The organism is Nocardia sp. NPDC050718 (genome assembly GCF_040654235.1).
Lineage (GTDB): Bacteria > Actinomycetota > Actinomycetes > Mycobacteriales > Mycobacteriaceae > Nocardia.
The window spans coordinates 490,792-516,540 of the sequence record NZ_JBFAHQ010000001.1 but is presented as its reverse complement, the minus strand read 5'-3'; the positions used below and the strand labels follow the sequence as shown (position 1 = coordinate 516,540).

The window sequence follows — 25,749 nt, the reverse complement described above, 5'->3', positions numbered from 1 at the left end:
CGCTGGTCGATTCCACTGGTCACTTCGGTACCGGACCCTGATAGGGGCGGAACCCCGGATGGAACGGCCCGCCGGGCTGTCCCGATTCGGCGTCGTCGCCCTGCGGCAGCGGCGGTTCCACCCGCGGCCGCGGTTCGGGGACGACGGCCAGCGACGGGCGCTTGGGCGGCTCGCCGAGGGGACGACGGCCGGGCGCGGGCTGATCCTCGAAATCGGGATCGTCGAGGTCGGGGTCGTAGTCGTCGGCGGTGTAGGCGGGCCTGCCCGCCGGGCGGCGGCCGTACTCGTAGTCGTCGGGCGCGGCGGCGGCCTGCGGCGCGGCGCCGCGCGAGCCGTAGCCCGGCTCGTCGCGGTAGCGATCGGCGTCGTCGTCGAGGTCGTCGTCCGGGCCGGGGAACCGGGCGCGGCCGTGGTCGGAGTAGTCCTCGGCGACCGGGCGGCCTGCCGCGAATTCGCTCGGCGACCGCTCGTCGTCGAAGTCGTCGTCCTCGTCGTAGGCCGGTCGCGGGGGCGCGGTCAGCGGCTGGTCGGCGTTGCTGCGCGGACGGGTGAATTCGCTCGGTTCGGCGACCGGTGGCAGCACGTGCAGCAGCCCGGACAGGCGCAGCACCGCGTCGATCGCGGTCTCCCAGTCCTTGGCGCCGCTGCCGACGGGCAGCATGCCGAGGGTCCAGTTGCCCTCGCTCCACAGCATCTGCACGGTGTCGGTGAGCGACTCGATGAAGCCGACCATCCGCTGGTCGACCGCGTGCCTGGCGATCTCGGGATCGGTCGCGAAGACGACGCGGTCACCGATCGCGCCGAGCAGTTCCAGATCGTGGTCCTTCGGCGGCGACGCAGTCTTGAGCCGCATGTCGACGTCGATCTCGGAGCCGATCTGCCTGCGCACCGCCACCAGGGTCGCCGCGTCCTCCAGGTCGAAGAGCACGAACTTCTCGCCCTTGCGGATGCCGGAGACCACGTCGACCGCGGAGAGGTAGCCGAGCTTGGCCAGTGCGCCACGACGCCACGTCGAGGCGAGCGCAGGCTCGACCGAGACGTAGGTATAGCCCTGGGACTTCGCCCAGACCTGGCGGGCGTGCCCGGTCCGCTGTCGCTGGACCCGATCGAAATACAGCAGTACGACCGCACCCACGAGTGCGATCGCCGCTAACCCGAACCACATAGCCGTCATCGTCGCCTAGCCTATCCAGCCGTCGCCGTGATCGCCCGGCAGTGCCGGGCTTTCGACGCGCGGGTCGCTCATCGGGGGCCGCTTGGTAACGCCGTACTGATGATGATCTTGGCGTGGATCGACCCGTCTGGGTTCTTGTCGCCCTGCACCATAACCATGTCGCCGACGGGCAGCTCGCTCGCCTTCGTGCTGGTCAGCGAGATCACCTGGGTGGCATCGTCGATCAGCACCCGGACCGTCGATCCGCCGAGGGTGCTCATGGTGATCTCGGTGCCGGTGTTGGCGGTGATGCTGCCCATCGTGGCACCGAGATCGTCGCCACCGCCGAGGCCGGGCAGCCCGGGCAGGCCGCTCGCGCTGGGCGGCACGACCGGAGTGGTCTGCCGATTGGTCGGCGGCACCAGCACCTGGCTGGTCGTCGCCCCCGACGCGGTGGTGTCGTCATCGGACTTGTTGCCGCTCAGCACCAGGCCGGCGAGCACGCCGCCGACCGCGATCAGCGCGAGCACGCCGAGGCCGAGCGCGATCCACAGACCGGTGTGCCGCTTCGGCGGTTCGCCCTGGTCACCGTCCTGTGGACGGGGCGGATAGCCCGGTGGCGGGGCGCCGGGGTAGCTCTGGCCGTAGCCGGGGGGCGGCTGGTGCGGTGGTGGTTGCGCTGCGGGATAACCACTTTCGTAGGCGCCCCACTGCGCGTCGTGCGGAGGTAGTGCCTGCGTCGGGTTCGACGGCTGCCCCCACTCGTCGAAGCCACCGCCGCCGTACGGCTTGGTCGAATCCATGCCCGGCGAACCCAACCGTTCGGTCGGCGAATCCTCCGGGCGTTGCCCCCACGGATCGTTCGGGTTCGTCATGAGCTCCAGCGTAGGTCAGCGCGGTGCGTTGGGAGGTCCCTACGCACCGCGCTGTGGATTATTCACGAGCTGTGGACAGCCTCGCGGCCGACGACCAGCTTGTCGGCGGCGTCGTCCACACTCACCCGCACCGTGTCGCCGTCGACGACCGCGCCGGAGAGCAGCTCCTTGGCCAGGCTGTCGCCGATGGCCTGCTGGATCAGCCTGCGCAACGGTCGCGCGCCGTAGGCCGGGTCGTAGCCGCGCACCGCCAGCCACTGCTTGGCCTCGTCGGTGACATCGAGGGTCAGCCGCCGCTGCGAGAGCCGCTTCTGCAACTGCCGCAGATTGATGTCGACGATCGACTCCAGTTGCTTCGCGTCGAGCGCGTGGAACATCACGACGTCGTCGAGCCGGTTGAGGAACTCCGGCTTGAACGCCCGCCGCACCGCCTCCATCACGTGCTCCCGATCGCCGCCCGCACCCAGGTTGGAGGTGAGGATGAGGATCGTGTTGCGGAAGTCGACCGTGCGGCCCTGGCTGTCGGTCAGCCTGCCCTCGTCGAGGACCTGCAGCAGGATGTCGAAGACATCGGGATGGGCCTTCTCGATCTCGTCGAACAGCACCACCGAGTACGGCCGCCTGCGCACCGCCTCGGTGAGCTGGCCGCCCTGGTCGTAGCCGACGTAGCCGGGCGGGGCACCGACCAGGCGAGCCACCGAGTGCTTCTCGCTGTACTCGCTCATATCGATGCGGACCATGGCGCGTTCGTCGGCGAACAGGAAGTCGGCCAGCGACTTCGCCAGCTCGGTCTTGCCGACGCCGGTCGGCCCGACGAACAGGAACGACCCGGTCGGGCGGTTGGGATCGGCGACCCCGGCCCGTGCCCGGCGCACCGCGTCGGACACCGCCTGGACCGCTTCCTCCTGCCCGACGACGCGCCCGGCGACCTCGGTCTCCATCCGCAGCAGCTTGGCGGTCTCGCCCTCGAGCATCCGGCCGACCGGCACGCCCGTCCACGACGACACCACATCGGCGATGTCGTCGGGGGTGACCTCCTCGTTCAGCATCACGTCGCCGTCCGGCGCCGCGCCGCTGACCTGCTCGGCCGTGGCGAGCTCCTTCTCCAGCGCGGGAATCCGGCCGTAGCGCAGCTCGGCGGCCTTGCCGAGGTCACCGTCGCGCTCGGCCCGCTCGGACTCCCCGCGCAGCGCCTCGAGCTGCTCCTTGAGCCCGCGCACCGAGTCGATCGCGTTCTTCTCGTTCTGCCAGCGCGTGGTGAGCTGGCTGAGCTTCTCGCGGTCGTCGGCGAGTTCGGAGCGCAGCTTCTCCAGCCGCTGCTTGGAGCCCTCGTCGGTCTCCTTCTCCAGCGCGACCTCCTCGATCTCGAGGCGGCGCACGGCCCGCTCCACCTCGTCGATCTCGACCGGGCGGGAGTCGATCTCCATGCGCAGCCGCGAGGCCGACTCGTCGATCAGGTCGATCGCCTTGTCGGGCAGGAACCGGGAGGTGATGTAGCGGTCCGACAGCGTCGCGGCCGCCACCAGCGCGGAATCGGTGATCCGCACGCCGTGGTGCACCTCGTAGCGCTCCTTGATGCCGCGCAGGATGCCGATGGTGTCGGCCACCGACGGCTCACCGACCATGACCTGCTGGAACCGGCGTTCGAGCGCCGCGTCCTTCTCGATGTACTTGCGGTACTCGTCGAGCGTGGTCGCGCCGACCAGGCGCAGTTCGCCGCGCGCGAGCAGCGGCTTGATCATGTTGCCCGCGTCCATCGCGGAATCGCCGGTGCCGCCCGCGCCGACGATGGTGTGCAACTCGTCGATGAAGGTGATGATCTCGCCCGCGCTGTTCTTGATGTCGTCGAGCACGGCCTTGAGCCGCTCCTCGAACTCACCGCGGTACTTCGCGCCCGCGACCATCGCGCCCAGGTCGAGCGAGACGACCTTCTTGTTGCGCAACGATTCCGGGACGTCGCCCTCGATGATCCGGCGCGCCAGACCCTCCACGATGGCGGTCTTGCCGACGCCCGGCTCACCGATGAGCACCGGGTTGTTCTTGGTGCGCCGCGAGAGCACCTGCACCACGCGGCGGATCTCGGTGTCGCGCCCGATCACCGGGTCGAGCTTGCCCGCGCGGGCGGCCTCGGTGAGGTCGGTGGAGTACTTCTCCAGGGCCTGGTAGCTGGCCTCCGGGTCGGGATTGGTGACCCGCGCGCTCCCGCGCACCGTGGTGAAGGCATCGCGCAGCGCCTCGGGGCTCGCGCCGTGCCTGCGCAGCAGCTTGGCCACCTCGGAGTCGCCATCGGCGAGGCCGACCAGCAGGTTCTCGGTCGAGACGTACTCGTCGCCGAGTTCGGTGGCCAGTCGCTGCGCGGCGGCCAGGGCGGCCAGGGCCTCGCGGCCGAGCTGCGGTGTGGTGGTCGCGCCGGTCGCGCGCGGCAGCCGGTCGACGATGTCGCCCGCTTCGCGCTCGACGGTCGCCGGGTCGACACCGATGGCCTTCAGCAGCGGGGCGGCGATGCCATCGGTCTGATCCAGCAACGCCACCAGCAAGTGCGCCGGACGGATCTCCGGGTTGCCTGCCGCCGAAGCGGCCTGAAGGGCGGCGGTCAGCGCCGCCTGTGTCTTGGTGGTGGGATTGAACGAGTCCACAGATCTCCTCCGGGGTAGGTCAGGTATCGACTGGTTCAACGCTCACAAAGTTGAGTCTGTTCCACTCAACTTCAACTTTTTCCGGCGGACACCGAATCGGTGTTCACGCTACGCCGCGACACCACCGAAGACGATCAATCACCGCACGTCGCAAGGCTGTCCGCCTAGGATTGCCGTGCCCGGACCACCCAACAAGAGGAGCCGACCGATGCGCGCGATCGTGGTTCAGAAGTTCGGTGCCACTCCCGAACTCGCCGATATGCCGGTTCCGGAGCCCGGGCGCGGGGAGGTGCAGGTCGCGCTGGACGCCGCCGGCGTCAACCCGTTCGACCTCAAGATGGCCGACGGCATCCTCGAGGGCAAGATGCCCACCGACTTCCCGATGATCCTCGGCGTCGACGGCGCGGGCACGATCTCGGCGGTCGGCGCGGGCGTGCGCTCGTTCGCGGTCGGTGACCGGGTGGTCGGCAAGTTCCTCACCGCCCCCGCGGGGCACGGCAGCTGGGCGCAGTACGCGACCCTGCCCGAGGACGCCACGCTGGTGCCCATCCCCGACGGCGTCACCTCGGTCGCGGCCGCCGCGCTCCCCGTCGCGGGCGTCACCGCCCAGGACCTCGTCGACACCGCGCAGATCCGGCCCGGCCAGACGGTGCTGATCGTCGGCGCGACCGGCGGCGTCGGTTCCTTCCTGGTCCAGCTCGCCAATATCGCGGGCGCGCATGTCATCGCCACCGCCCGCGGCGACGCCACCGACCAGGTCGCCCGCCTCGGCGCCGCGGAAACCATCGACTACACCCAGATCCGCCCCGCCGACCCGAACGTGGTCGACCCCGACCCCGCCACGAAACGCGACTCCAGCATCACCGGCGCCGTCCGCTTCACCCACCCCGACGGCATCGACGTCCTCTTCGACCTGGTCAGCAGCCCCGCCGACTTCGCCACCCACGCCACCCTCGTCCGCCGCGGCGGCCGCGCCTACTCCACCACCTGGGCCGCCGACGAGAACGCCCTGCGCGAACACGACATCACCGGCGGCAACTTCGAATCCAAGGGCCGCGGACCGGAACTCAGCCGCCTGCTCGCCCGCGTCGCCTCGGGCGACGTGGTCGTCCCCGTCGAAGCGACGGTCCCCCTGGAAGCCGCCCCCGCCGTCCTCGGCGCAGGCCGCGCCCGCGGAAAAACCGTCCTGGCCATCTGAGCGGTGGTCAGTGGGGGCGGTAGGTGCCGGTGCGGGCCTTGGTGGCGGTGGTGGTGAGGATCGAGGCGAGGGTGGTGTGGAGGCGGGTGGGGGTGGTGGGTTTGGCGATGAAGGTGGATTCGCCGTAGAAGACGTAGCGGCCGTCGTTGGTGAGGTCGTGGAGCTGGAAGTCGTCGCGGCCCTCGGTGTGGCGGTTGTCGACACTGGCGTGCGCGTAGACGCCGATGTGGGTGAGGGTGTCGGTGGGTTTGGCGAGGAAGGTTTCGAGCTGTTCGCGCGGGGTGGGGTTCCAGCGGTCGCGGACGTGCGGGCGGGGGGCCGCGAGTTCGGCTGCGGTGACTTTGATTTCACGGCCGGTGCCGGGGCCGACCTTGGGCAGGGTGGACAGCACGGCGGCGGCGAGGTCGTCGGGGGCCATCAGGTGCAGGGTGATGTCGCCCGGGTCGGATTCCTCGCCGGGGGCCTGAACGGCCAAGGCGGCGTAGGTGTCCCGGGTTCCGCCGTGCGCGCGGATCGTTCGCGTGCTGCCGCACGCGCCCGCCACCTCCACGCGCGCGTGCGGCGCCAGCAACGCGGCCATGGCGGCGTCGAGATCGCTGTCGAACTCGGCCATCATGTTCTCGGCGGCCTTGCTGCGCAGCCGGAGGATCTCCGCCCGGGATTCGACGCCGACGTAGCGGTGGTGCAGCGGGTACGGCAGGACGTCGCGGCCCGCCGCTTCCCACAGGGTGCGGAAGTCTAGAGCGGTGAGATGCCAGGTACGCACGGGAGATCTACTCTGTTCCATCAGGTTTCGCGATTCAGTCGGCGCCGATGACGGGCGGCACCAGCTTGGGCAGGTTGTCCAGACCGGTGAGTTCGTCACCGTGTTCCTGGGTGACCAGGTAGTCGGGAATGCCCCTGGTGGATTCGTCGTCCTTGCCACCGCCCCTGGCGCCAGGGGCGCCCATGCCCGGCATGCCGGCCCGGCCCGCGGCACCGCTGCCCGCGCCCGCCGCCCGCGCGCCCGCTGTCGTGGTGCCCGCGGCCGCGCCGCCACCGGGGACCGCGCTGCCCGGCGCGGGCGAGCCCGGCGAGCCGGAGCCGGGAGTTCCCGCGCCGCCGGGTGATCCGGACGGTGACCCGGATCCGGGCGTGGTTCCGCTCGGCGTCGTGGATGCCGGCGTGGTCGCGCCGGGGTCGGTCGACTGAGGGGCGGTCGACTCGTCGTCGGTCGTCGTGTCGTCGCCCGCGGTCGTGTCGTCGTCGGTGGTGTCGTCGTCGGCCGGGGTGGTCGACGCCGGAGTCGTGGCCGCGGGGTCGGTCGCCGGTTGCCCGGTGCCCGGGGTGGTCGAATTCGGGTTGTTCGAGTTCGGCCTGGTCGACCCGCCGGTGTCGTCGGGATCCCCGCCGCCGTTCTCGACCGTCTTCGGAATGGGTATGACCGGAACCTTCGTATCGGATTCGATAATCACCGGGGCGTAGACCGATGTCAGGACGCGAACCGCCTCGACGCGCGCATTCTCCTGTGCGACATCGTCATTGCGCCAGGCACGGCCGGTGAAGAGGCCACCGAAATTGTCCAGGCCGCTGCGATGTTCGGGCTCGAACGGAACCAGCCGCTTCGTCGGTTCGAGGCCGGTGCGCAGTTCGTCCAGCTTGCTCCTGGTGAGCGCGGCGGCGGTGGTGACCTTCTTGCCCGTGGCGTCGTAGGCCGCGACGGTCTGCGCCGCCGCGGTCGCTGCCGCGCCGGACCAGACATCGGGTGCCATGCCCCGGGTGATCTGCTTGCGGAACTCGTCGAGCGAGGTGCTGTTGCGGGTGGAGATCTCGTTCCACGCGCTGATCAGATCGTTGACGGCGTCGAGGTCGATCTTGTCCACCTTCGCCCGCAGCTGGGCGACGGTGCCAAGGAAATCGTCGGTCTTCGTCACCATCGCGGGACGGAATTCACCGTCGAAACCGAGTTCGGCCGCCCGCTGCCGGTTGGTCGTGCGCTGGTCGTTGTAGCGATCCTGGATGTCCGCGATATCGGAGGCGTCGAGTTCGCCGTCGTCGCCGAACGGGGACATGACGAAATTGCGGAGGCCGCCGAAGAGGTCGAGTCCGGCGATATTGGGCTGCATCTACTTCACCTGCTCGGTGGTGTAGTCGAGGGCGTTGGCGTTTTCGATGTCCTGGCCGGTGAGGTGTTTGAAGGACAGGGAGAAGACTTCGCGCAGTTGTTTGACGGCTTCGATGTCTTTGAGGATCACCTCGTAGATCGAGTTGGGGTCATTCGACGCCTGCAGCCGGAACTTCGCCTCGAGCTGCCTGGCCATGTCGAAATCGCCGAAGCCACTGACGTTCTGCGCACGCACAGAGGTGATCAGCAGTGCGTCGAGATCAGCCAGTCGTTTATCGCAGGCTTTGTACATGGTGTACGCCGCCGACTCGTTGTTCAGATAGACCTCGCCGGCCTTCGCCTGCGAGAGAAGCGCGCTGTAGGGCGTTGTGTCAGCCATGTCGCCACCTCCCGCTACCGGGGAAAGGTCGGCACGAGCGCTTCGCCCGCGCGGTTCAGGTAGACACACGGGTCCTCGAGGCCATCGAGGCTGGCGCGGTTGGTGACCTCGAGCTGGACCACGCCGGATTGGGTCGCGAAGACCACGTCACAGATCAGGTTCCGCCGATCGCCCTCGATTTTGAACTGACGGCCCTGGCGCCCGGCGACTGTCACGTCCGTGAAGCCGACGTTCCCCGGCTTGGCCTCGAACTCCGCGAGGGTCTTGTTCGTCGTGTAGACGGTCAGCCCGAACTTGGGCGCCATCCATCCACAGATCTCCCACCCCGACTGCGGAACCCCGGCAACCCCCTTCTCCTCGGAGGCCGGATCCACCCCCGCCGCCGTCAGCGCGTCATCCGAGATCTCCGTGCACGGGTTCCACAGCGTCGGCTTCGCCGTCGTGGTCGCCCCCTTCGACGACGTCTCCCCCGAGTCGCACGCGGCCAGCCCGACCAGCGCAAGGCCCGCCACGATCAATGCTGTACCTGCGCGTTTCAATCCCCGCCCCTTCTCGCCGTCCACTGCTCTGACCTGGGACATTAGCATGGGAAAGAGTGGTTGAGCCCGGCCGCGTAGGTTGGTCGACCATGAGTGGACTTCGACTTTCGGCGCCGTTCGACGGGCGCGATCCCGGGGGCAAACCGGTGGTGAATCGGCCCGGGGTCGACCCGCTGATCCGCGATCGGGTGCTGGCCTATCTCGCGCACGCGCCGGTGGTTTTGAGCGCACGCAGCTATGACGCCGACGACTTCGACGCGCGGGTTCGGGATGTGCCGTTGAACTTCCACACCGACGGGGTGTTCGTGTGGCCGGGAGCGGTTCCGCATTACCTGCGCAAGTACGGGGTGCCGCCGGAGCCCGCGTTGGTCCAGCACATCGTCGGCAAGAAATTCGAGATCGGGGAGGTCGGGGAGGACGCGCGGCAGGCGGCGGTGCGCTTGGTCACCGGCTGACCCGGCGGCGGACCAGATCGCTGACGTCGCGGCCGGTGAGGAGCAGGAGCAGGTCGAGGGTGGTACCGCGGAGCTCGGGTCCGGAGCCGACGGTCCAGGGCGAGTCCTCGGCGACGAGGGTGACGTCGGCGAGGCGGCGCTTGGCCCAGAACGGCCAGCCCATGGTCCAGACCCGTTGGGCCGCAACGGCCGCCGCGGCGGGATCGACGGTGATGGTGCGACCGAGGGGCCGGGCGATGTCCTGGGCGTGCACGATGACGTCGTAGTGGATGTTGCGGTAGTTGGTGACGACGGGCAGGCGGCGGGAGTCGGCGACGGCCGACAGATCGGCGGCGAGGTCGGGGGTGGCGTCGGCGTGGCGGACGGCGATGTCGTGATTGAGGCGGTGGAAACTGCCGCGGGCGCGGGCCGCCTCACGGAGCATGCCGAAGGGGCCGGGCGGTTGCGGAGCCAGCGCCACGTGGGCGGCGACGTCGCGAATGCGCCAGCCGTCGCACAGCGAGGGGCTGTCCAGCTCGGCGGGGGTGAGGGTGGTGAGCAGTTCGACGATGGCGCGGCGCTGCTCGGCGATGATCCGCCAGTGTTGATCGACATCCACGGTCGGCCTCCAACTCGTCAGCCTTTCTGACTAATATAGTCAGTGAAGCTGACCGGATCAAGGAGCAGGATGACCGACGACGACGCCCTCAACCTCGGGGTTCTGCTCTTCGTTCCCTATCGGGAGATGGAGCGGCGGGTGCTCGTCGCGCTGACCGAGAGCGGATTCGCGGATCTGACGCAGGCGCAGGCGCGACTGGTCGCGCGGATCGGGCCGGAGGGGTCGCGGCTGACCGATCTCGCCGCGCAAGCGCAGGTCACCAAGCAGACCGCGGGGGTACTGGTGGATCAGCTCGTACGGGCGGGCTACCTGGCACGTGAGCCCGACCCGAGCGACGGCCGCGCCAGGCTGCTGCGGCTGGCGGAGAAGGGGCAGCAGGCAGTCGAGGTGGCCAATCGCGCGGCGGTCGAGGTGCAGGCGGAATGGGTCGCACACCTGGGGCCGAGGCGTGCCGCCACCCTGCGAAAGTCCCTCGTCGCACTGCGGGAGATCACCGACCCTTACCGAAAGAGCTTGGTGGCCGGCCCCGATCTGCCGCCTGGTCAGGCGCTCAGACGGCCACCAGTGTGAGCACCGGGTCCAGACCGCGGAAATCATCGACATTGCTGGTGTAGAGCGGTAGGTCGTTCGCGGAGGCGATCGCGGCGATCATCAGATCCATCTTGCGCGGCTTCGGATTTCGCCCGCCGGCGATGACGAGTTTGGCCATCGTCGCGAATCGGCGCGCGGCCGCGGAGCACAGCGGCAGGGCGTCGAACGCGTGCTCCACTTCCAGCATGCGCTCGGTACGGAGGGCGAGCGTTTTCGGCTCTGTCGCCAACGCGATCCCGATCCCGAGTTCGACCAGGGTGACCGTGCTGATCCGCGAACGGATCGGGAGCTTCGCGTCATCGATTCGCGGGAGATCGATGAGTACACAGGTATCCAGCAGTCCGACCGGGTGCCGCGGCGGAGTCTCAGTCATCGAGACGCTCGGCGCCGAAAGCCGCGTCGATCTCCGCTCGCTCTTCCGCCGCGGTGCCCGCATCGGCGAAGCGCGCGAGTCGTGCCTTCAGCTCGGCTGTGCCGATGTCGCGCTGCGGGCGGATCGGGCGCAGCTCGCCGACCGGATGGCCGTTGCGGGTGATGATGAAGTCGTCACCGGCCTCGAGGGCATCCATCACCCCGGCACTGCCGTTGCGCAGCTCAGCTTGGGTAATCATCCTGGTCACGCCCCCAGGATAGCAAGCGATGCTATGTGTCGCTAGATCCTCCTCGGACGCCGCACGCATCGAGGACGCGGCCCGAGCAAGATCACCGACCCGTATCGATCACGGCGACAGCGTGCCAACCCGCGATCGACGGCTTACGATCCGTCCGGCGAATGGGACGGTGACGAGCATCCCTGCACCCAGCGGCATGTTTCGGGGGATACTTGAGGAGGTGCCCGTCGTGAGGCGGGGCCACATCGCAGCAATTTCAGGGAAAGGGAGCTTGACGACGTGGATGCGCGTTCGCTTGCGCTGGTCCGCGCCGATTTCCGCGGGGTGTCGGAGACGCCCGGTGGTGCAGAGCGGCTGATCAGCGCTTTCTACGGTCACCTGTTCGCGCAGAACCCGGCGTTACGGGAGCTGTTCCCCCCCGCCATGGACATGATGCCCAAGCGTCTGGTCACGGCGCTGCAGTATGTCCTGGACAACCTGGAGGACTTCGAGCGCGCGCAGAAGTTCCTCGAGCAACTGGCCCGCGACCACCGCAAATACGGGGTCGAGGCGGACCACTACGACATGGCGGGCCGGGCGCTGCTCTCGGCCCTGCGTTCCTTCCACGGCAACCGGTGGACCAAGGAACTGCACGAGGGCTGGAGCGATATCACCATCCTCGTCTCGGCCTCGATGGCGATCGGCGCCAACGAGGACAAGTCGCAGCCGTTCTGGGGTGCGACGGTGGTCGGGCATCGCAAGGTGCTCGACGATCTGGCCATCGTGCGACTACAGGCCGACGGGCCGATTCCGTTCAAGGCCGGCCAGTACGTGCCGGTGCAGGTGCCGCAGCGGCCGAACATGTGGCGCTACTTCTCCCCCGCCATCCCCGCCAACCCGTACGGCGAGATCGAGTTCCACGTGCGCCGGATCAGCGGCGGCTGGGTGAGTCCCGCGATCGTCAACGACACCAAGGTCGGCGATCGGTGGAAGATCGCCGGTCCGCTCGGCGGCCTGCACGTCGACCGGGAATCCGGGCGCGACGTGCTGTTCATCGGCTCCGGCACCGGGATCGCGCCGCTGCGCGCGCAGCTGATCGAGATGAGCCAGCGCGGGATCAATCCGCGCGTGCACTTCTTCGTCGGCGGCCGCTTCCCCGGCGACCTCTACGACGTCGACAACATGTGGCAGCTCTCCCAGTCCAACCCCTGGCTGACCGTGGTGCCGGTGTGCGAGGAGCGCGACGATCCGTGGTGGTATCCGCAGCGTCCCGCGTCGACGCCGACCGGCATGTACCGTCGCCTGGTCGGTAACCTGGGTGCGGTGGTGACCAGCTTCGGCGCGTGGGCCGACCGGCAGATCCAGCTCGCCGGCTCGCCCCGGATGATCGCCGACACCCGCCGCGCCCTGATCCGGGCCGGCACGCCGCCGCAGATCATCGCCGCCGACCCGGTCGGCTGAGAACCCGTCCCGCACCACCCGTTTCGCGAAAGAGACCGATGAGCGCGATTCCCGCCCCGGCCTGGACGGCGACTGTCGTCGGCCACCACCGTCTGCGCAACGACATCGCCGTGATCCGGCTGATCGGCGACTTCGTGCCGTTCGCGGCGGGCGGTTCGGTCGAGGTGGAGGTGCCCCAGCATCCCGGCGTGCGGCGCAGGCTCTCCCCCGCGCTGCCGCCCTCGCTGGACGGCAAGCTGGAATTTCACGTGCGCACGGTGCCCGGCGGCTGGTGTTCGAGTTCGATCGTCGCCGATACCAAGCCCGGCGATCAGTGGCGGATCAACGCGCCCTACGGCGTCTTCCACGTCGATCCTGAGGCCACCGAGGTGGTGATGATCGCGGGCGGGACCGGTCTGGCGCCGATGCGCGCCCAGATCCTCGAGCTGGCCCGGCGGGAGAATCCGCCGCGCACGTACCTGTTCTACGGTGGCCGCTCCCCGCGCGACCTCTACGCCTCGGACATGCTGTTCCTGCTGTCCGGCGAATTGCCCTGGCTGACGGTGATTCCCGTGGTCGAGAGCCCCGACGATCCGTCGATCCGCGACGAATGGCACGAGCACTCCCGCGTCGACATCGGCTTCGCCCCCGCCGAGATGCTGCACGGCACGCTCGCGGACGTGGCCGCCGCGCACGGCCCGTTCGGTCAGCAGGTCCTGGTCTGCGGGTCCCCCGCCATGGTCCGCACCACGGTCGACCGGCTGATCGAATCCGGCACTCCCCCGGCGAACATCACCGCAGAGGGGGCCTAGAACAGGGGGTCGTGGCGGATCGACTTGGCCTGGGTGCCCGCGGCCATCAGGCGGAACTTGGTGGTCTGGACCATGGAGGGCGAGCCGACGATCTGGACGTCGCGGTCGGCCCAGGGGCCGTAGCTGGCGACGACCTTGCCGATCTGGCCGGTCATCCGGGGCTCGAGGCCGGGGAGTTCGGTCTGGGGCTCGCCGGAATCGTAGAACCACCAGGGGTTCTCGTCGCTCTCGCTGACCGGGGTGACGGTGAGCCACTTGTTGGCGATGGCCAGCTGGCTCAGGACCTGCAGGTCGTAGAGGTCGCAGGGGTGATGACCGCCGACGAACAGGTGGACCTTCGGGTTCACCCGGCGCTGGGCCATCGCCATGATCTGCGCGCGCAGCGGCGCGATGCCGGTGCCGCAGCCGACCATCAGCATCTTGCGCTTGGTGTTGCGGGGGACGCCGAGCCCGCCGAGCGGCGATCCGAGCAGCCACTGGTCGCCGACGGTGGTATGCGAGACCATGGCCGGGCTCACCCAACCGCCGAGCACGCTGCGCACGTGGAACTCGATCTCACCGTTGGCGTTCGCCGGGTTGGCCGGGGAGAGATAGCGCCACATCCGGGGCCGCGCCGGCACCTGGACGCTGAGGTACTGGCCCGCCGCGTACTGCATCGGCTGATCGAGCTGCACCCGGATGACCGCGAGATTGCGCAGCACCTCCCGGCGTTCGACCACGGTCGCGCTCCAGGCTGCGGGCGTCGTCTCCTTGTCGGCGGCGCTGATCATCGCGCCGCTGATGGTGGCCAGACCCTCGTCCCAGGCGCTGGCGACCTCGTCGGTCCACATCTCGGTGCCGGCGAACTGGCGCATGGCCGACTTCAGCGAGTTGGCGACCGCGACGTAGTGCGCGGGTTGCACGCCGTACTTGCGGTGATCGCGCCCGAGCTGGGCCAGGAAGGGAAGCAGCTTGTCCGGCTCTTCCAGCCGGTCGAGCGCGTAGGAGATCGCCTTGACGAGCCGGTCACGCTGGGAGTCCATGGCGGCCGGGAAGTAGTCGCGGACGCCGGGATAGTCCGTGAACAGGATCGAGTAGAACGACCTGGCTAGCTTCTCGGGCCCACCGTCTTCCGCAGCAACCGCCTTGAACGTAGTTCGGATCAAAGCGACAGTCCGCGAATCCATATGTGTCACAACCTCGTTTCGCCATCGAACGCTAGCCGCGCCGGCGAGTGACGGGCTGGGAGGACACTCGTCAGCAGCCGATGCGAGAAGTCTAGGCGAGGTTTGCCAGCTTCGTAATCGTACTCTTAAACATCACGAGTGTAATTCTCTAAAAACCATACGGTACTCATCAGTATCACCTGAAAACATACCTCAAGATCGTTAAAGACGGGTGAACGCTACCTCACACTTTGCTGATCTTGCCCGCAAAAGCATCAATCCCGCACCGATGTGCCTGGTAGAGCGACCCTTCCGCTACGAATCCGCGGCCCCGAAATCCGACGCGCCGTGCCGCGACACGCGGGGAGGGCAGGTCGGAGCGCCGGGATTCTCCTGCGGAAACAGGCTCCGATTGGTCCGAATTCAGCGTCCTTCCAGCAAACTTCCGTGATGGTTCCGAGATATATCCCCACCTCACAGCGTTGCACCGGGTGACAGCCGGAGCAAGATCACGAATAAAGAGGTTGCTGGAGAATCACCAGCCGGTCGCCGGGGATTGACCGAGCCCCCGGCCCGCGACCGCGGGAGCGGATCGCGAACCGGGGGCCCGGTCGAAACGTGGAACTCAGCGCCGGTGCCGTGGCTGCCAGACCACGAGCGCGGTGCTGCGCTGGGGCGGTGACAGGTCGGGCCGGTAGCCCGCCCGCAACTGCTCCAGCTCGGCGCTCATCTCCTCCACGCGCTGTTGCAGCGCCTCCACCTGATTGGTGAGCTCGATGATGCGCTTGATGCCGGCGAGGTTGACGCCCTCGTCCTGCGACAGCCGCTGCACTTCGCGCAGCAGCTCGACGTCGCGGGCCGAGTACCGGCGTCCGCCACCCGAAGTGCGTTGGGGGGTGACCAAACCCAGCCGGTCGTACGTGCGCAGCGTCTGCGCGTGCATACCCGCCAGCTGAGCCGCCACCGAGATCATGAAGAACTCGGCACGCGAGGTCCCACCCGACGCGGACTTCGGATCATCGGCCATCAAGCACCCGCCCATCCTGCACGCGGATCGAAGCCACCGGCCCGCTCGGCCTCCTGATAGCGCTTGAGCGCATCGGTGGCGTCGGAGTCCAGGTTCTGCGGAACCGCGACCTTCACCGTGACCAGCAGGTCACCGGCGCCGCCCGCCGCGCCGCGCTTGGGCACACCACGACCGCGTACCCGCAGGATACGCCCGTCGGCGGTGCCCGGCGGCACCTTCACGCCGACCCGGCCGTCCAGCGTCGGCACGGAAACAGTTGTCCCCAGTACCAATTCGCTGTAGCTCACCGGGAGCACCAGGGTGAGGTCGTCGCCCTGACGGCCGAACACCTTGTCCTGGCTGACATGCACGGTCACGTAGAGATCGCCCGAGGGCGCCCCACGCAGGCCCGCTTCGCCCTGCCCGGCCAGCCGGATCTTCTGCCCGTCACTGACACCCGGCGGGATCCGCACCGTGATGGTGCGGGTCCGGTTCTGGATGCCGGTGCCCGAGCAGTCGGTGCAGGGGTCGTCGATGATCGACCCGGTGCCGCGGCAGTCGTCACAAGGCTCGCTGAAACCGAACGCGCCCTGATTACGGCTGACCACACCGGAACCGTTGCAGTGCGGACACACTCGCGGGCTGGTGCCCGGCTTGGCGCCGCTGCCGTGACACGTGGTGCACGGCGACGGACTGGTCATCCGCAGCGGAACGGTGACGCCCTGCGCCGCCTCGCGGAAGCCCAGCGTCGTCTCGGTCTCCACATCGGAGCCACGGCGCGGACGGCTCGCGCCCCGCGCGCCGCCCCGGTTGAACAGCCCGCCCAGCAGATCGCCGAGCCCGCCGTCGCCCGCACCGGCGCCGCCGGCCTGGCCGAAGATGTCACCGATGTTGAAGTCCTGCGAGAAGCCGCCGCCGGCGCCGGGGGTGAACCCGCCGCCGCCGTAGCCGCGCCCGCCGCCGCCCGCGAACAGGCGACGTGTCTCGTCGTACTCCTTGCGCTTGGCCGGATCCGACAGCACGGCATTGGCCTCGCTGACCGCCTTGAACCGCTCCTCGGCCTTGGTGTCACCCGGGTTGGAGTCCGGGTGCAGGTCGCGGGCGAGCTTGCGGTAGGCCTTCTTGATCTCGTCCTGCGAGGCGCCGGAGGAGACACCCAGCTCCTTGTAGAAGTCCTTCTCGATCCACTCCCGTTGGCTCACCGGGCATCTCCTCCTCTCGAGTTGTTATTGAGTGTCGCCGTCGGCATCCGAATCCGATGCCCCCACGGCCTCGGCATCGGTTACCCCGACCAGCGCGTGCCGAAGCACCCGGTCGCCGAACCGATAGCCCTTGCGCATGACCAGGCCGATCACCGGATCCGCGCCCGAACCCTCGTGCTGCACGGCCTCGTGCAGCGTGGGGTCGAACGGGTCACCGACGCCACCGAATTCGACGAGACCCTGCTTGGTCAGCGCGGTCTCCAGCTTGTCGGCGACGGCCTTGAGCGGGCCGGTCTCCAGGTCGCCGTGCGCCCTGGCCCGGTCCAGATCGTCGAGCACACCGAGCAACTCGGTCACCACCGCGGCCTTGGCCGCGTCGATGTTCGCCTGACGATCCCGCTCCACCCGGCGGCGGTAGTTCGCGTATTCCGCGGTCAACCGCTGCAGGTCGGCGGTGCGCTCGGCCAGCTCGTCGCTGACCGGCGCTTCGGCCTCGCCGTCGGTGGACGGCTCCGCCGCCGCGTCGGCGGCGGAGTCGGCATCGATGACGATGTCTTCGATCAGCTCCTGCTCGGAGTTGGCCTCGGTCACTTCTTCTCCGTGTCGACCGGCTCGTCAACGACCTCGGCGTCGACGACGCCGTCGTCATCGGCGGGGCCGGCGCCGTTGCCCTCGGCGGCGGCGTCGGCGGCCTGCGACTCGTAGAGCGCCTGGCCAAGGGCCTGCGACTCGGTCGCCAGCTTCTCCACCGCGGTCTTCACGGCCGCGATGTCGGTGCCGGCCAGGGCGGTGTTCGCCTCGGCGATGGCCTCTTCCACCTTGGACTTGATGTCGGCCGGGACCTTGTCCTCGTTGTCCTTGATGAACTTCTCGGTCTGGTGCACCAGCGACTCGGCCTGGTTGCGGGTCTCGGCCTCCTCGCGGCGGGCCTTGTCCTCGGCGGCGTGTGCCTCGGCGTCCTTGACCATCCGGTCGATCTCTTCCTTGGACAGGCCGGAGCCGTCCTGGATCTTGATCTTGTTTTCCTTACCGGTGCCCTTGTCCTTGGCGGTCACGTGCACGATGCCGTTGGCGTCGATGTCGAAGGTGACCTCGATCTGCGGCACGCCACGCGGGGCCGGGGGCAGGCCGGTCAGCTCGAAGGAGCCGAGCAGCTTGTTGTGCGAGGCGATCTCGCGCTCGCCCTGGAAGACCTGGATCTGCACGGACGGCTGGTTGTCGTCGGCCGTGGTGAAGGTCTCCGAGCGCTTGGTCGGGATGGTGGTGTTGCGCTCGATGAGCTTGGTCATCACGCCACCCTTGGTCTCGATGCCCAGCGACAGCGGGGTGACATCGAGCAGCAGGACGTCCTTGACCTCACCCTTGAGCACACCGGCCTGCAGGGCGGCGCCGACGGCGACGACCTCGTCCGGGTTCACGCCCTTGTTCGGCTCACGGCCACCGGTCAGTTCCTTGACCAGGTCGGAGACGGCGGGCATCCGGGTGGAGCCACCGACGAGCACGACGTGGTCGATGTCGGCCACGTTGATGCCGGCGTCCTTGATCACCGACTGGAACGGCGCGCGGGTGCGGTCCAGCAGATCGGAGGTGATCTTCTGGAACTCGGCGCGGGTCAGCTGCTCGTCGAGGAACAGCGGGTTCTTGTCCGCGTCGACGGTGATGTAGGGCAGGTTGATCGAGGTCGACTGGCTCGACGACAGCTCGATCTTGGCCTTCTCGGCGGCCTCGCGCAGGCGCTGCATGGCCATCTTGTCCTTGGTCAGGTCGATGCCCGAGGACGCCTTGAACTTGTCGACCAGCCAGGACACGACGCGCTCGTCCCAGTCGTCGCCACCGAGGTGGTTGTCACCGGAGGTCGCGCGGACCTCGACGACGCCCTCGCCGATCTCCAGCAGCGAGACGTCGAAGGTGCCGCCACCGAGGTCGAAGACCAGGATGGTCTGCTCTTTGTCGCCCTTGTCCAGGCCGTACGCGAGCGCGGCCGCGGTGGGCTCGTTGACGATGCGCAGCACGTTCAGGCCGGCGATCTGGCCGGCTTCCTTGGTGGCCTGACGCTGGGCGTCCTCGAAGTAGGCCGGGACGGTGATGACCGCGTCGGTGATCTCCTCACCGAGGTACGCCTCGGCGTCGCGCTTCAGCTTCATCAGCGTGCGCGCGGAGATTTCCTGCGGGGTGTACTTCTTGTCGTCGATCTCGACGTTCCAGTCGGTGCCGATGTGGCGCTTGACCGAGCGGATGGTGCGGTCGACGTTGGTGACGGCCTGGTTCTTGGCAGGCTGACCGACGAGAACCTCACCGTTCTTCGCGAAAGCGACGATCGACGGGGTGGTGCGCGAGCCTTCCGAATTCGCGACGACGACCGGCTCGCCGCCTTCGAGAACGGAGACGACAGAGTTCGTGGTCCCGAGGTCGATTCCGACCGCACGAGCCATAGTGATTCCTCCTGTTTGACGAACTTAGGGGTAACAGTCTCAGTAACACTGAGTGTGGTGGGCTCAATCCTGCCCTCGAGATCCATCCCGAGTCAACCCAGACTTGAGTGACACACGCTCAATGTTGTCGATCTGCACAACCAGCAGCTGCGGCGATTCATTCCCGCCGCCCGAAAAAACTTCCCGACCCCGGGCCATTCTTGCGCCGACCTCGCTCAACCGCAGCACCCGACACCACATCGTGACCGGCCGGAGACCTCCGTCAGCGAGTGAGGCCGGGGTGGATACCGGGACGCAGGCCGTTGCCCGCGGCGGTGCGCTGGAGGAGGTCGAGGAAGGTGGCCCGCTCTTCGGCGGCGAGGGGGGCGAGGAGTTCGGTGTCGAGGGATTCGACGACGGCTTCGGCCCGCGCCAGGAGGGCGTGGGCGGCGGGCAGCAGGTAGACGGCGTGGGCGCGGCGGTCGGTGGGGTGCCGACGGCGTTCGACCAGGCCGCGGGCCTCGAGATCGTCGACCAGGGTGACCATCACGTTGCGGTGGATGTCGAGCGCCTCGCCGAGTTCCTGCTGGGTGCGGCCGTCGTGCTGACCGAGCAGCTTCAGCATGCCGAAATGCCGGGGCTTGATATCGAGCGGGGCGAGCAGGTCGGCGAACCGGTACGCGGTATGGAAGCCCAGCTGACCGACGAGGAAGGCGGCGTGGGCGGACAGCGGGGCGGCGGCATCGGTCACACAGCGAGGATACCCAATCCATGCACGAGTAGTGATTGCACTCTTGTGTGATTATCACTTGAGGTGCATAGTTTGAGAGGTCTCCACCACCGACCAGAAGAGAGACCTCCCGTGACTTCCCCAACCACCACAGCGGACCCGCGCCGCTGGATCGCGTTCGCGGTGGTGCTCGCCGCCGGGTTCATGGACCTGCTCGACGTGACCATCGTCAATGTGGCGGTGCCGAGCATCCAGAGCGATCTGCGGGCCGAGTACTCGCAGATCGAATGGATCATCGCCGCCTACGTCCTCGCCTTCGCCGCCGTCCTCATCACCGGCGGACGGCTCGGCGACATCTACGGACGCAAACGCGTCTTCCTGCTCGGCATGGCCGGCTTCACCCTCGCCTCGGCGGCGTGCGGACTCGCCACCGACCCGGATGTGCTGATCGCGGCCCGATTCGCGCAGGGCGCGATGGGCGGGCTGATGGTGCCGCAGATCCTCGCGATCATCCAGACCACCTTCCCGAAGGAGGAGCGGGCCAAGGCGATCGCCGTCTACAGCGGCGTCGGCGGCTCGGCCTCGGCCGTCGGGCTCGCCCTCGGCGGCATCCTGGTGCAGGCCGATCTGTTCGGCCTGGGCTGGCGGACGATCTTCCTGGTGAACATTCCCGTCGGCATCGCGGCGTTCGTCGCGGCCTGGTTCGTGATGTCGGATTCGAAGTCGCCCGCCGCGCCCAGGCTGGATCCGGTGGGCATGGTGCTGGCCATGGCCGCGGTGCTGCTGCTGGTGTTCCCGCTGGCCGAGGGTCGCCGGCTCGGCTGGCCCGCGTGGACCTTCGCGATGATGGCGGCCGCCGCCGGCGTGTTCGTGGCCTTCCTCTTCTATGAGCGCTCGCTGACGCGGGCCGGGCGCTCGCCACTGGTCGATCTCGGACTGTTCCGGTCCCGGCCCTTCGCCGTCGGCCTCGGCTCGTGGCTGCTGTTCTGGATCGGCATGGGCGGGTTCTTCCTGGTGTGGACGCTGTTCATGCAGGCCGGGCTCGGCTGGACGCCGATGCGCGCCGGACTCACCGCGGTGTTCTTCGCGGTGGGGGCCGGAGTGGGCGCCGGAGTCTCGGTGGGCGTGCTGGCCGCGCGGTTCGGGCGCCGGGTGCTGATCATCGGCGCGCTGATCAACGCGGCCGGGTTCGGGATCTACGGCGCGATGGCCGTGCGCTACGGCAGCGAGTTCGCCTCGTGGCAGATGGTGTTGCCGCTGATCGTCACCGGCGCGGGCTTCGGCATGGTGGTCGCCCCGACCATCGACCTGCTGCTCGGCCAGGTGCCGCTGCGCGAGGCGGGCTCGGCGTCCGGACTGCTCAACACCGGGCAGCAGCTGGGGACCGCGCTCGGTGTCGCGCTCGTCGGGGTGCTGTTCTTCACTGTGCTCGACCATGATTCGGACCGGGGCGTGGCGGAGGTGACGCCGCAGATCCGCGCGGAGCTGGCCGCCGACGGCGTGCCGGTGTCAGCGCAGGATCAGATCGTCGCCGGGTTCGGGGCGTGCGTGGGCGCCCGCTCGGCCCAGGCCGATCCGACCGTGGTACCGGACAGCTGCCTGCCACCGACGAATCTTCCTGGCGGCGACGAGGTCTCGCGGCTGCTCGCCGATGCCGGGGCCGAGGCCAACGCGGTGAACTTCGCCGAGACCTTCCGGTACACGCTGTATTACGGCATGGGCATCCTGCTGCTGGTCTGCCTCGGATTCTTCGCGCTACCGAAGGAGGCCAAACTGGAACAGCGCCCACTCGACCCCGAACCGGAAATCGTCACGGTATGAAACCCAGGGTGGGCGTGCGGGACCAGCGCGCCCACCCGCTCCCGATCGGAGGAAGCACATGTACACCGTGGATCTGCTGATCGTCGGCCGCAGCCGTCGCGTCGTCGACACCGCCACCGCCTACCTCGCCACCGTCGACATCCACGCCCTCGGCGCGACCGAGGACGACGAAGCCCTCGCCATCCTCGACCGGGAGCGGGTCCGGATGTTCGTCATGGGCGGCGGTGTGGAAACGGAATCCCGAAAGACACTGACAGCCAGGGCCGAGGAACGCGGGACGGCGATCATCGCCGCGAAGCGCGCCGGACGAGAGGTCGAACAGTACCTCGCCGAGGAAGTCGTGCCCCTCTTCCGGGCCGATTCCTGATCGCCGTCGGACCGCCCTGCCCCGGGGATTGGGGGCAGGGCGGTGCGTGGGTTGGTGGGTTAGTTTCGGGGGATGTGGAAGCGTGGGATCTGTGGGTTGCTGGTGAGTGGTGCGGTGGTTTTCGGGGGCGCCGGGGTGGCGTCGGCGGAGACCGGGGTGGTGGCCGATGACGGGTGCACGTTCTCGTCGGTGGGTGGGTCGTGCAGTGACCCGGGGCCGGTGGGGCACGCGTTGATCGCGGTCAGGGAGTTCGCCAAGAGCCTCGGTTACGGGACCGGGAGTTCCTCGGGGACCGCGTACTTCATCTGACCGGGCGGGAGAGTTCGGCCAGGATTCCTTCGGCGCTGCGGGCCGCCGCGCGGCAGGCGGTGGCGGTGGCCTGATCGGCCAGCGGGTGCGCGGCCCTGGTGCGCCAGGTGCGCACCGCGCTGAAGGCGGTGGCGCGGACGGTTTCCAGGTCCGCGTCGGCCGGGAGGCCGAGTCGCAGGTGGGCCGCCACGCCGGCGCCGCCGAGGATGCGATGCAGGTCGGCGAGAACCGGTGCGGGCAGCGGGAGTTCGTCGGTGCGCAGGCGGCCGAGCAGACGCAGTTCGGTGAAACCGTGGACGTCGGCGAGCCGGGCCCGCACCCGGGGGCGGAGCTGGTCGGCCTCGGTGCCGGAGTAGGCGACGAGGATCCGGTCCAGGGTGCTCAGCGCCGAATGCGCCTTCAATTCCTCGGCGCGCTGGCCGAACTGGACCTCGAGCACCGAGCGCAGTTCATCGATACCGCTGCGCGCGGCCAATTCCGCGGCCAGCGAGGCGGAATCCCGCACACCGAGGCGAATCAGCATGGTGGCCATGCGGATACCGAACAGGCCGAAGCGATCCGCCAGCTGCGCCCGCAGTTCCGGCGCCACCGGCAGCGCGATATCGGCGCGGGCGAACCGGTCCGCCGAGAGCAGGGCGACACCGAGATCCTCCGCGGGGACCGTGGCCAGCGCCTCGAACGCGGCGAACTCCGGCTGCCGCAGGGTGGACGCGGCGAACGCGAGCAGACCGGCCACCGGAATCACCGCCTGGCACAATCCGGTTCGCTCCAGCTCACCCGCGAAGCGGGCCGCGACATCGCGCGCGGAATGCAGCGCGTCGATGCGGCCCGCGCCGATCTCGTCGGCGCGCGACACCACGCCGATCACCCCGAGCGGTCCGGCGCCACCGGCACCGGCGCCGATCTGTTCGAGGAACTGCACGTCGGTGGCGTCGAGGCGGCGCAGCAGGTAGACCACGGCGTCCGCGCCGGGCGCCGTGATCGCCGACCCGCGCGGGTCGGTCCCGGCGGCGGCGGGTGTGAGCAGCCGCGCGGTGCGCAGCGACACCTCACGCGACAGCGACGAGGTGCCGGGGGTGTCGATGATCGTGGTCTGCGCCAGCGCGGCCGACGGCCAGCCGACCTCGAGATGATCGACCTCGCGGGGGCGCCCGCCCTCCCAGTTCAGGGCGTTCAGGTCGAAGGTGAGGCCGTGCGCGCCGCTGCCGCGGCGCACGATCACATTGGCGCGGGCACCGTCGGCCGCGTGCGCGGTGACGGTGGGGGTGGCGCCGTCGCGGTACCAGGTGACCACGCGGGTGCATTCCGTGGCATCGGTCGGGGCGACGGCCTGCCCGACCAGCGCGTTCAGCAGCGTCGACTTGCCCGCCTTGATCGAACCGGCCAGGGCGACGCGCAGCGGCTCCCGGAGGCGGTACTCACACTCGGCGAGCAGGGCGCGCGCGTACTCGTCCCGGCCGAGCATCCGCGCCGCCGCGCCGACCAGCTCGTGCGCCTCGGCCAGGATCCTGGGTGCGGCCTGCGGTGCGGCGGTGTCGAAACGGTGGGTCACCCAGATACCGTACCGTCGGCCCGTCCCAGCTCGGCTTGCATGGAATCCGCGTAGCGGCGCAGTTCCGCGACGGCGGTCAGCTGGCGTTCCAGCACGACGGTGCGCTCGGCTCGGTTCGTCGCGGCCATCGTCGCCGCGTCCTGCGCGGCCCGCAGCGAGGCATCGATCGAGCGCAGGGTGCGCTCGGCGACCCCGGCGAAGTGATCACGCAGGGCACGGTGGATGCGGTGCAGGCGGTCCTTGGTGTCCTTGCTCGCCTGGAAGGCCACGTCGTCGAGGAAGCGGCGCACCTCCGCGTTGCCCTCGATCCGGCGGCGGGCCAGGCGCGCGGTCTTGTCGTCGCGGTAGGCCTTGCCGCCCACGATCAGGCCGGCGCCGAGGGAGATCGGGTTCAGCATCGCCAGACCGGCGAAGGTGGTGGCCAGGCCGACCATCAGGACGCCGCCGTAGGAACCACGCATGCCCACCAGCACCTTGCTGGCGAAACCGATGTCCGGTTCGAGGTCGGCCAGGGACCCCGAGCCGGCCAGATTCCGCTCGTCGTCCATGCCGGTGTGGACATCGGGCAGGTCGACGGCGCCGACCTCCGCGAAGTGACCGGCGATGCGTTCGGCGAGCAGTTCGGCCCGGCGATGGGTGAGCAGCAGGTTGTCGCCCAGCGCGGTGTCGACGGCGCCGGTGAGCCACTCGGCGATCGCGCCCCAGTGCCTGCCGGGGTCGTGGTCGTCGATCCACTCCTGACCGGTGCGGGCGACGCCGCGCAGGCGCTCGCGCAGGTCGTGGTCGACGTCGCCGACGAGGTCGGTGATGCCGTCGGTCAGCGTCTGCTGCCAGCTCGCGGTGCGGCGCTGGAGATCCTCGGCGGCCGCGCGCGCCGCCTGGAGCTCGGTGACCGCGGCCGAGCCGAGCGCGGGATCACGCAGCGCGACCAGCTCGCTGCCGAGCGCGAGCGCCAGATGTTCGGCAGCCGAAGACAATTCGCGGGCGACCGCCTGACGGGTGGCGACCTGGTCGCGGGCGACCACCCGGTCGCGCAGGAAGCCGAAGAGCGCGCCGAAGCCGGACTCAGCGCCGAGCTGCGCGTCCTGCAGGCGCAGCGCGTGCGCGCGCAGCAACGCCGACACCGGGATCAGCGAGACGTCGGTTTCCGCGCGGGTCAGGTGCGCGCGATCGGCCTCGAGCACCTGGTGCCAGTGCGGATACAGGTCGGTCTTGGTGAGCAGCACCGCGACCGTGGGGCACAATTCGCGGATCTGCCGAAGGAAGGTGAGCTCGGGGGCGGTGAGCTCGGTGGAGGCGTCCGACAGCACCAGCACCGCGTCGGCGGCCGCCGCGATGCCGAGAACGCCTGCGGCGCTCGCATTTCCGTGACCACCGACGCCCGGGGTGTCGATGAGTACGACGCCGTCGGCCAGCAGCTGGTTCGGCAGTTCGGCCTCGATCCGCACCACCTGCCTGCCCCGCGCCAGCTGGCTGCGCGGGTCGACGACGCCGATCTCGTCGAACGGGATCTCCACCCGCGACTCGTCGACGCCCGGCGCGGTGAGGACCAGGAACGCGCGCTGCTGCTCGCCGTAGGCCAGTTGCAGCGGGAGAACGGTGGTGGTGTCGTCACCGACCCGGCACACGTCCAGCCCGAGCAGCGCGTTCACGAACCGGCTCTTGCCCTGGCCGAGCTGGCCGGTGACGACGATCCGGTGCCGCGGATCGCGCACCCGGACCGCGACCTTCTCCAGGCGCCCGACCAGGTCGTCACGACCAGCGGCGCGGGCCGCTGCGACGGTGTCGGTCAACACCGTCGTCAGCGGCACCGCGTTCGGTGCGAGAGTCCCCATC

26 protein-coding genes are annotated in these 25,749 nt (G+C 69.3%); 8 read left to right on the top strand and 18 right to left on the bottom strand.

Translation table 11 applies throughout. From position 1 onward, the window contains the following. Positions 1 to 19: 19 nt before the first annotated feature. The 3 genes from AB0H54_RS02350 to clpB all read right to left on the bottom strand — a co-directional run bounded on the left by AB0H54_RS02350 (position 20) and on the right by clpB (position 4,664). Entirely contained in the window at positions 20 to 1,165 is a 1,146-nt protein-coding gene (locus AB0H54_RS02350; protein WP_357342221.1) for a hypothetical protein, read from the bottom strand. Positions 1,166 to 1,242: 77 nt separating this feature from the next. Beyond that, positions 1,243 to 2,028 (bottom strand): DUF5666 domain-containing protein, encoded by a 786-nt coding sequence (locus tag AB0H54_RS02345; RefSeq protein ID WP_357342219.1) that lies wholly within the window; start codon positions 2,026 to 2,028, stop codon positions 1,243 to 1,245. Positions 2,029 to 2,090: 62 nt separating this feature from the next. Continuing rightward, entirely contained in the window at positions 2,091 to 4,664 is a 2,574-nt protein-coding gene (gene clpB / locus AB0H54_RS02340; protein ID WP_355274766.1) for an ATP-dependent chaperone ClpB, read from the bottom strand. Positions 4,665 to 4,872: 208 nt separating this feature from the next. Between clpB and AB0H54_RS02335 the strand changes: the two genes are divergently transcribed. Beyond that, on the top strand, positions 4,873 to 5,862 hold the full coding sequence (locus AB0H54_RS02335) for an NADP-dependent oxidoreductase (RefSeq protein WP_357342217.1): 990 nt from the start codon (positions 4,873 to 4,875) through the stop codon (positions 5,860 to 5,862). A 7-nt stretch (positions 5,863 to 5,869) separates the two neighbouring features. Here the strand turns inward: AB0H54_RS02335 and AB0H54_RS02330 are convergent, their stop codons facing one another. Genes AB0H54_RS02330 through AB0H54_RS02315 form a run of 4 tightly spaced genes read right to left on the bottom strand, consistent with a single transcriptional unit; the run spans position 5,870 to position 8,908 of the window. Continuing rightward, a complete protein-coding gene (locus AB0H54_RS02330) occupies positions 5,870 to 6,628 on the bottom strand; it encodes an ESX secretion-associated protein EspG (RefSeq protein WP_357342216.1) in 759 nt (252 codons plus the stop codon). Positions 6,629 to 6,662: 34 nt separating this feature from the next. After that, positions 6,663 to 7,967: a hypothetical protein gene (locus tag AB0H54_RS02325; RefSeq protein WP_357342214.1), complete on the bottom strand. Its 1,305-nt coding sequence runs from the start codon at positions 7,965 to 7,967 to the stop codon at positions 6,663 to 6,665. After that, positions 7,968 to 8,345 carry a hypothetical protein gene (locus AB0H54_RS02320; RefSeq protein ID WP_357342213.1) on the bottom strand — a complete coding sequence of 126 codons (378 nt, stop codon included), beginning with the start codon at positions 8,343 to 8,345 and terminating at the stop codon, positions 7,968 to 7,970. It abuts the gene before it with no gap. A 14-nt stretch (positions 8,346 to 8,359) separates the two neighbouring features. After that, positions 8,360 to 8,908: a DUF3558 domain-containing protein gene (locus tag AB0H54_RS02315; RefSeq protein WP_357342212.1), complete on the bottom strand. Its 549-nt coding sequence runs from the start codon at positions 8,906 to 8,908 to the stop codon at positions 8,360 to 8,362. A gap of 65 nt (positions 8,909 to 8,973) precedes the next feature. On the opposite strand from AB0H54_RS02315, the gene AB0H54_RS02310 reads away from it, so the two are divergent. Continuing rightward, positions 8,974 to 9,339, top strand: coding sequence for a hypothetical protein (locus AB0H54_RS02310; protein ID WP_357342210.1), 366 nt, complete (start codon positions 8,974 to 8,976; stop codon positions 9,337 to 9,339). Here the strand turns inward: AB0H54_RS02310 and AB0H54_RS02305 are convergent. After that, complete coding sequence (locus tag AB0H54_RS02305) at positions 9,329 to 9,937, bottom strand: maleylpyruvate isomerase family mycothiol-dependent enzyme (protein WP_357342209.1); 609 nt, start codon at positions 9,935 to 9,937, stop codon at positions 9,329 to 9,331. The genes AB0H54_RS02310 and AB0H54_RS02305 overlap by 11 nt on opposite strands. 69 nt (positions 9,938 to 10,006) lie before the next feature. On the opposite strand from AB0H54_RS02305, the gene AB0H54_RS02300 reads away from it, so the two are divergent. Then, a complete protein-coding gene (locus AB0H54_RS02300; RefSeq protein WP_357342207.1) occupies positions 10,007 to 10,507 on the top strand; it encodes a MarR family transcriptional regulator in 501 nt (166 codons plus the stop codon). Here the strand turns inward: AB0H54_RS02300 and AB0H54_RS02295 are convergent. Both AB0H54_RS02295 and AB0H54_RS02290 read right to left on the bottom strand, forming a co-directional pair. After that, a complete protein-coding gene (locus tag AB0H54_RS02295; protein ID WP_355274795.1) occupies positions 10,488 to 10,901 on the bottom strand; it encodes a type II toxin-antitoxin system VapC family toxin in 414 nt (137 codons plus the stop codon). The two genes, AB0H54_RS02300 and AB0H54_RS02295, sit on opposite strands and share 20 nt — an antisense overlap. Beyond that, on the bottom strand, positions 10,894 to 11,139 hold the full coding sequence (locus AB0H54_RS02290) for a prevent-host-death protein (protein WP_355275408.1): 246 nt from the start codon (positions 11,137 to 11,139) through the stop codon (positions 10,894 to 10,896). The genes AB0H54_RS02295 and AB0H54_RS02290 overlap by 8 nt, the downstream gene beginning before the upstream one ends. 279 nt (positions 11,140 to 11,418) lie before the next feature. Between AB0H54_RS02290 and AB0H54_RS02285 the strand changes: the two genes are divergently transcribed. Next, the gene (locus AB0H54_RS02285; RefSeq protein WP_355274796.1) at positions 11,419 to 12,579 is read left to right on the top strand and encodes an FAD-binding oxidoreductase; all 1,161 of its coding nucleotides are present in this window, start codon (positions 11,419 to 11,421) and stop codon (positions 12,577 to 12,579) included. Between the two features lie 38 nt (positions 12,580 to 12,617). Beyond that, positions 12,618 to 13,370, top strand: coding sequence for an FAD-binding oxidoreductase (locus tag AB0H54_RS02280; protein ID WP_357342206.1), 753 nt, complete (start codon positions 12,618 to 12,620; stop codon positions 13,368 to 13,370). Here AB0H54_RS02280 and AB0H54_RS02275 read toward each other — a convergent pair. The 6 genes from AB0H54_RS02275 to AB0H54_RS02250 all read right to left on the bottom strand — a co-directional run bounded on the left by AB0H54_RS02275 (position 13,367) and on the right by AB0H54_RS02250 (position 19,885). Next, entirely contained in the window at positions 13,367 to 14,536 is a 1,170-nt protein-coding gene (locus AB0H54_RS02275; RefSeq protein WP_357342204.1) for an FAD-binding oxidoreductase, read from the bottom strand. The two genes, AB0H54_RS02280 and AB0H54_RS02275, sit on opposite strands and share 4 nt — an antisense overlap. 604 nt (positions 14,537 to 15,140) lie before the next feature. After that, a complete protein-coding gene (locus AB0H54_RS02270) occupies positions 15,141 to 15,542 on the bottom strand; it encodes a helix-turn-helix transcriptional regulator (RefSeq protein WP_355274801.1) in 402 nt (133 codons plus the stop codon). After that, entirely contained in the window at positions 15,542 to 16,723 is a 1,182-nt protein-coding gene (gene dnaJ, locus AB0H54_RS02265) for a molecular chaperone DnaJ (RefSeq protein WP_355274804.1), read from the bottom strand. The genes AB0H54_RS02270 and dnaJ overlap by 1 nt, the downstream gene beginning before the upstream one ends. 24 nt (positions 16,724 to 16,747) lie before the next feature. Next, positions 16,748 to 17,269, bottom strand: coding sequence for a nucleotide exchange factor GrpE (gene grpE, locus AB0H54_RS02260; protein ID WP_357344169.1), 522 nt, complete (start codon positions 17,267 to 17,269; stop codon positions 16,748 to 16,750). A 41-nt stretch (positions 17,270 to 17,310) separates the two neighbouring features. Then, a complete protein-coding gene (gene dnaK / locus AB0H54_RS02255) occupies positions 17,311 to 19,155 on the bottom strand; it encodes a molecular chaperone DnaK (RefSeq protein ID WP_355274807.1) in 1,845 nt (614 codons plus the stop codon). 262 nt (positions 19,156 to 19,417) lie between these two features. Then, positions 19,418 to 19,885, bottom strand: coding sequence for a MarR family transcriptional regulator (locus AB0H54_RS02250; protein ID WP_357342202.1), 468 nt, complete (start codon positions 19,883 to 19,885; stop codon positions 19,418 to 19,420). 111 nt (positions 19,886 to 19,996) lie between these two features. Between AB0H54_RS02250 and AB0H54_RS02245 the strand changes: the two genes are divergently transcribed. The 3 genes from AB0H54_RS02245 (at position 19,997) to AB0H54_RS02235 (ending at position 22,361) form a co-directional block, all read left to right on the top strand. Further along, complete coding sequence (locus AB0H54_RS02245; protein WP_357342201.1) at positions 19,997 to 21,685, top strand: MFS transporter; 1,689 nt, start codon at positions 19,997 to 19,999, stop codon at positions 21,683 to 21,685. A 58-nt stretch (positions 21,686 to 21,743) separates the two neighbouring features. After that, on the top strand, positions 21,744 to 22,052 hold the full coding sequence (locus AB0H54_RS02240) for a hypothetical protein (RefSeq protein WP_357342199.1): 309 nt from the start codon (positions 21,744 to 21,746) through the stop codon (positions 22,050 to 22,052). Between the two features lie 72 nt (positions 22,053 to 22,124). Continuing rightward, the gene (locus tag AB0H54_RS02235; RefSeq protein ID WP_357342198.1) at positions 22,125 to 22,361 is read left to right on the top strand and encodes a hypothetical protein; all 237 of its coding nucleotides are present in this window, start codon (positions 22,125 to 22,127) and stop codon (positions 22,359 to 22,361) included. Here AB0H54_RS02235 and AB0H54_RS02230 read toward each other — a convergent pair. Further along, entirely contained in the window at positions 22,354 to 23,826 is a 1,473-nt protein-coding gene (locus AB0H54_RS02230; RefSeq protein WP_357344167.1) for a dynamin family protein, read from the bottom strand. The genes AB0H54_RS02235 and AB0H54_RS02230 overlap by 8 nt on opposite strands. A gap of 83 nt (positions 23,827 to 23,909) precedes the next feature. After that, positions 23,910 to 25,748: a dynamin family protein gene (locus AB0H54_RS02225; RefSeq protein ID WP_357342197.1), complete on the bottom strand. Its 1,839-nt coding sequence runs from the start codon at positions 25,746 to 25,748 to the stop codon at positions 23,910 to 23,912. Position 25,749 lies beyond the last annotated feature (1 nt).